The organism is Pseudoduganella sp. RAF53_2 (assembly GCF_052113985.1).
Classification (GTDB): domain Bacteria; phylum Pseudomonadota; class Gammaproteobacteria; order Burkholderiales; family Burkholderiaceae_D; genus Rugamonas.
On record NZ_JBFRDW010000572.1, the window covers coordinates 1 to 4,008 of the forward strand.

Genomic DNA, 4,008 nt, shown 5'->3' on the forward strand with positions numbered 1-4,008 from the left:
ATCCAGAACGCCGCCTGCGCGTTAATCGAGCGGCACGAAACCGCGCTCGCCTTGCGGATCTGGTCGTGCAGTTCGTCGTCGATGTTCACAATGCCCATGAGTTTTCCTGAATATATGAAACGTATACGAATCATATATTCAGCCGTGCGCTTGTGCAAGTGGCCGGAGAATGTGTCGATTTCCGGCTTGGCCATGCGTCGTGTCAGTATCAACCAACAGGAGATTCCATGAACCCCACCATTACCGCATTCGAATCCTCCCCCGACCGCGGCCGCGGCTTGGCACGTGATATGCGCGTCCGCTGGGCACTGGAGGAGGTAGGGCAGCCCTATGACGTGCGTCTGCTCTCGTTTGCAGCGATGAAGCAGCCCGCGCACCTGGCGCTGAGCCCGTTTGGCCAGATTCCCACTTACGAGCAAGACGGCCTCGCCATTTTCGAATCGGGAGCGATCATTTTCCACATCGCCGAGCAGCACAAGGGCCTGCTGCCCTCCGATGCCAACGCCCGGATGCGCGCCATTACCTGGATGTTTGCCGCGCTTAATACGATGGAGCAGCCGATCGTCGAGCGCCAAAATTGCGTGCTGTTCGAGAACAAGGAAAGCTGGTATCAGCAGCGCCTGCCCACGGTCGAAGACCGCATCCGCGAGCGGTTGAAGCAGCTTTCCGCCTATCTGGGCAATGCTGAATGGCTCGACGGCCAGTTTAGCGCCGCCGATTTGCTCATGATTTCGGTACTGATCCGATTGACGGCAACCGGCTCAGGTTTGGTGGCGGAGCACCCAAACCTCGCCGCCTACGTGACCAGGGGCGAAGCCCGACCGGCCTACAAACGCGCATTCGAGGCCCAGCTCGCGGTCTTTAAGACGAGTTCACCTGCTGCGTGACAATTCACGTAATCCGGCAAGCGGCCTACAATGCCCATCATATTCACAAAGACGGCGAGCCCCATCAATGATTGACTACGCGAAGTTGAGCACCCGCCGCGCCACATCTGGCGATTTGCCTCGGTTGCTGGAGCTGTTGGCCGATGACGACCTTGGCAAAAATCGTGAGGCTGTCGGCAGCAGCGATGCCTGTTACGTTCGGGCCTTCCACGCTATCGATAGCGATCCGAATCAATACCTGTTGATCGGCGAATTGGAGGGACGCATCATAGCAATGCTGCAGCTGACTTTCATTCCGGGCCTGAGCCGGCGCGGGGCGCTACGGGCGAATATTGAGGCGGTCCGCGTTGACAGCAGCTTGCGCGGACAGGGGATAGGCAGCTGGTTGATCAGCGAGGCGATTGCGCTGGCGCGCGAACGCCAGTGCGCTTTGATCCAGTTGACCAGTGATAAGAGCAGGACAGAAGCCCACCGCTTTTACACGCGGCTGGGCTTTGTCGCAAGTCACGAGGGTTTTAAACTCAAGTCCACTGATTGATGAGGTTTCCGTCATTGTCACGGAAAGAGCCGACCACAATCATAATAAAGTCGACCAGCGCCCAGATGCCAAAACCACCGAGTGTCAGTAGCTGGAGAATGCCGGTACCGACTTTTCCGACATAGAAGCGGTGAACGCCCAGGAATCCCAGGAAGAAGCACAGGATTGCCGCGGGAAGAATACGCTTCTGCGACTCGCTTGCCGCCTGTGACGCGCCGCAGCTCGGGCAAGCGTGCGCGCTGACATGCATCTGCGCACCACAAGCGCGACAGAAAACCATTTGCGAATTCACCGCAGTGTTCATGCTCAACATCCCTTCAGTAGGTGTTATTTCAAAATCATAACAGCTCTAAATTCAGGGAAACTATCCAATTATCACAATGTAAAAACTTGATACCAATCGGTAATTTTCTAGTAGCATGTGTTGGCGAAGGGGCCTGCTGAAATGACATGCTCATCAGTCACCGGCAGTATCCGGCCAATAGCGGCCATCTGAGACCTTGTCACTGACATGACGTGGATTTAAATGGAAAAAAGAGCAGTTGCAGATATCGTTGGCCCTTGGATTGAGCCGTGCTTCAACTCGAGTCTCTTTGAGCGTTGTCGCGAAAATTGGTTGGTACCAGTTGGTGAAATTTCTAATTTCGTGTTGGCTACCTTTATTCGTCAGCAAATTGCATTGGGGTTAGTGGTGCCCGAGGCGCAACGGCGGATCGCGTCGGGCTTCACGGATGAAACTGAAATCCTTGACGATGAGCTGGAGCTCGCCATCAAGGGAATTCTACCTATTGATGAACCTCGTTAACGTCACCGTCCACGTGAGGGAGAACGGCCATAAGCCGCCGTTCAAAACGTATCTAGGATTGTCATAATGTGCTTGTGYGTGCAGTTCAAAGATTTAGAGCTTTTTCGCGCAGCTATAACGAAAAGAATCAAAGACAGTCGTGAATTGAAGAAGTCGTTAACCCTCATTTCTAAGCATGCGGACGGTGAGCACAAGCTCTATCATTGCGCGGCATGCGGTCAGCTCTGGCAATGTAGTCGAGCGTGGAATTGGGGCAACGACGAATATCTATTCAAGGTGCCGCCCGCTGAGTCCACTGACTGGGAATCAGAGGTCTATGTGCAACCGGACGACCTCCTAATCTTCACCGCTCTCATGCATGATTTCCTGATGCGGGGCGCGTTCACGGATACTGCCTCAATTTGCCGAATCGAAGGTTGTTCAAGAAATGCGGTTTCCGGCTCAGTCAACTGCCTTAGTCATCATCTGAGCAGCTTGCAAAAACTAGGGACGATGCCGCCGTATCCGGTTGGACGCTGGTTTGGTTCGTATATGCGTGAGAGCATTGTTCCGGACTTCTAGCATTGTTAGTGCTTTATGGTATGGTCGAGAACGGCCACAAGCGGCCCTTGCCGCGTAGACAGTTAGCCAAATTTTGGATATGTCAGACTTAATTTATTACTGTACGTTTGGCGCCACTGCCGGGTTCGTGCTGGTAGCGTTGTTCTTATCGCGCAGAGCTATTAAGAGTGGTGGCAATAAGAAAGTCTTTGCGAGTCGTTTTGTCGCGGCGTCCGTTCTAGCGGGAGTGATTTCAGGATTTTTGCTTTACTATGGGGTGCTGTGGGTACTTGATGCCACAGGTCATCATGTTAATGTTAGTCACGGCGAGGTCTTGATCGCCGCGCCGCTCTTTAATTTTATTCTGGGACTTGTTCTGGCTATGCTTGGGCGAGTTCTTTTGCTATGGCGACCCGTGAGACTGTAAGCGGCCATTAGCAGCCCTTTGTTAATTTAAATTGCGGGCGCCTCGCCGAACTTCAAAAGGCTTATACTCGGAGACATGAACTTTCTTGAACTAGAGCAGTTGGGTGAGCCGGACCTGTCGATATGTGGACTGCGACTTTGGATCCATGGGCGCCAGTTTCCTGACGCGCCCGACTATTGGGATGGGAACTGGCTCCGCGTGACAGCCTATTGCAACTACTCTCATTCTGCCGTTCGAATTCAGAATAATTCTTGTCTTCGCAYTGACGAAGTTGGCGGTTTTTTAGCTGGTTGTGAGAAGTTGTATTCGTCTTTAAGCGGCAAAGCTGAACTTAAATGTATGGAGCCGTATATTTCGGTGGAGTTTTCGGCCTCCGCTCGAGGCCACATTGGCGTCAGCCTTYCGGTTACCCCCGATCACAATAAAGAGACACACGAATACGAGGATGAAATCGATCAGTCGTATCTGCCAGCAATCATCAACTCGTGCCAAGTCATTCTTGAAAGGTACCCCATCCGCGATCCTGGGATGAAGGTCCGGCCTATTGCAAGTTGATGACCTTACACTTCGGCGGTCTTCCGTATCCGGCCAGCAGCAGTCGCCGAGCAGCGTATCCGACAAACGCGGGACTAAAAAATTAGGAGTTATGCGTCGATTTCGCTTGATCATGTCGATAGCCTTCTGCATTACCGTTGCGCTATTTTTGGCGATGCCGCTGGGCCTATATTGGTTGGGTTTAAGCGGTGTCGAGGGCCTGCCGCAAAAACCACAGCAACTTGTCACAAAGGAGCAGGAGGCAATTGTTTGGAGG

General features: G+C 53.1%; 7 protein-coding genes. 5 read left to right on the forward strand and 2 right to left on the reverse strand.

All coding sequences use genetic code 11. From position 1 onward, the window contains the following. Positions 1–98, reverse strand: a 98-nt coding sequence (locus AB4Z11_RS25560) for a TA system antitoxin ParD family protein (RefSeq protein ID WP_442028611.1), incomplete at its 3' end; no start/stop codon positions are given. Positions 99–227: 129 nt separating this feature from the next. Between AB4Z11_RS25560 and AB4Z11_RS25565 the strand changes: the two genes are divergently transcribed. Both AB4Z11_RS25565 and AB4Z11_RS25570 read left to right on the forward strand, forming a co-directional pair. Then, the gene (locus AB4Z11_RS25565; protein WP_442028604.1) at positions 228–887 is read left to right on the forward strand and encodes a glutathione S-transferase family protein; all 660 of its coding nucleotides are present in this window, start codon (positions 228–230) and stop codon (positions 885–887) included. Positions 888–954: 67 nt separating this feature from the next. Next, complete coding sequence (locus tag AB4Z11_RS25570; RefSeq protein ID WP_442028605.1) at positions 955–1,425, forward strand: GNAT family N-acetyltransferase; 471 nt, start codon at positions 955–957, stop codon at positions 1,423–1,425. On the opposite strand, the gene AB4Z11_RS25575 is transcribed toward AB4Z11_RS25570, so the two are convergent. Next, the gene (locus AB4Z11_RS25575) at positions 1,409–1,729 is read right to left on the reverse strand and encodes an NINE protein (RefSeq protein WP_442028606.1); all 321 of its coding nucleotides are present in this window, start codon (positions 1,727–1,729) and stop codon (positions 1,409–1,411) included. The genes AB4Z11_RS25570 and AB4Z11_RS25575 overlap by 17 nt on opposite strands. 222 nt (positions 1,730–1,951) lie before the next feature. Between AB4Z11_RS25575 and AB4Z11_RS25580 the strand changes: the two genes are divergently transcribed. The 3 genes from AB4Z11_RS25580 (at position 1,952) to AB4Z11_RS25590 (ending at position 3,752) form a co-directional block, all read left to right on the forward strand. Beyond that, on the forward strand, positions 1,952–2,230 hold the full coding sequence (locus tag AB4Z11_RS25580; RefSeq protein WP_442028607.1) for a hypothetical protein: 279 nt from the start codon (positions 1,952–1,954) through the stop codon (positions 2,228–2,230). 78 nt (positions 2,231–2,308) lie between these two features. After that, on the forward strand, positions 2,309–2,791 hold the full coding sequence (locus AB4Z11_RS25585; RefSeq protein WP_442028609.1) for a hypothetical protein: 483 nt from the start codon (positions 2,309–2,311) through the stop codon (positions 2,789–2,791). A 481-nt stretch (positions 2,792–3,272) separates the two neighbouring features. After that, a complete protein-coding gene (locus tag AB4Z11_RS25590) occupies positions 3,273–3,752 on the forward strand; it encodes a WapI family immunity protein (protein WP_442028610.1) in 480 nt (159 codons plus the stop codon). Positions 3,753–4,008 lie beyond the last annotated feature (256 nt).

Bases quoted from the DNA above. Each gene is read 5' to 3' on its own strand.
- AB4Z11_RS25565 (WP_442028604.1), top strand. From the start codon at position 228: ATGAACCCCACCATTACCGCATTCGAATCCTCCCCCGACCGCGGCCGC.
- AB4Z11_RS25570 (WP_442028605.1), top strand. From the start codon at position 955: ATGATTGACTACGCGAAGTTGAGCACCCGCCGCGCCACATCTGGCGAT.
- AB4Z11_RS25575 (WP_442028606.1), bottom strand. From the start codon at position 1,729: ATGAACACTGCGGTGAATTCGCAAATGGTTTTCTGTCGCGCTTGTGGT.
- AB4Z11_RS25580 (WP_442028607.1), top strand. From the start codon at position 1,952: ATGGAAAAAAGAGCAGTTGCAGATATCGTTGGCCCTTGGATTGAGCCG.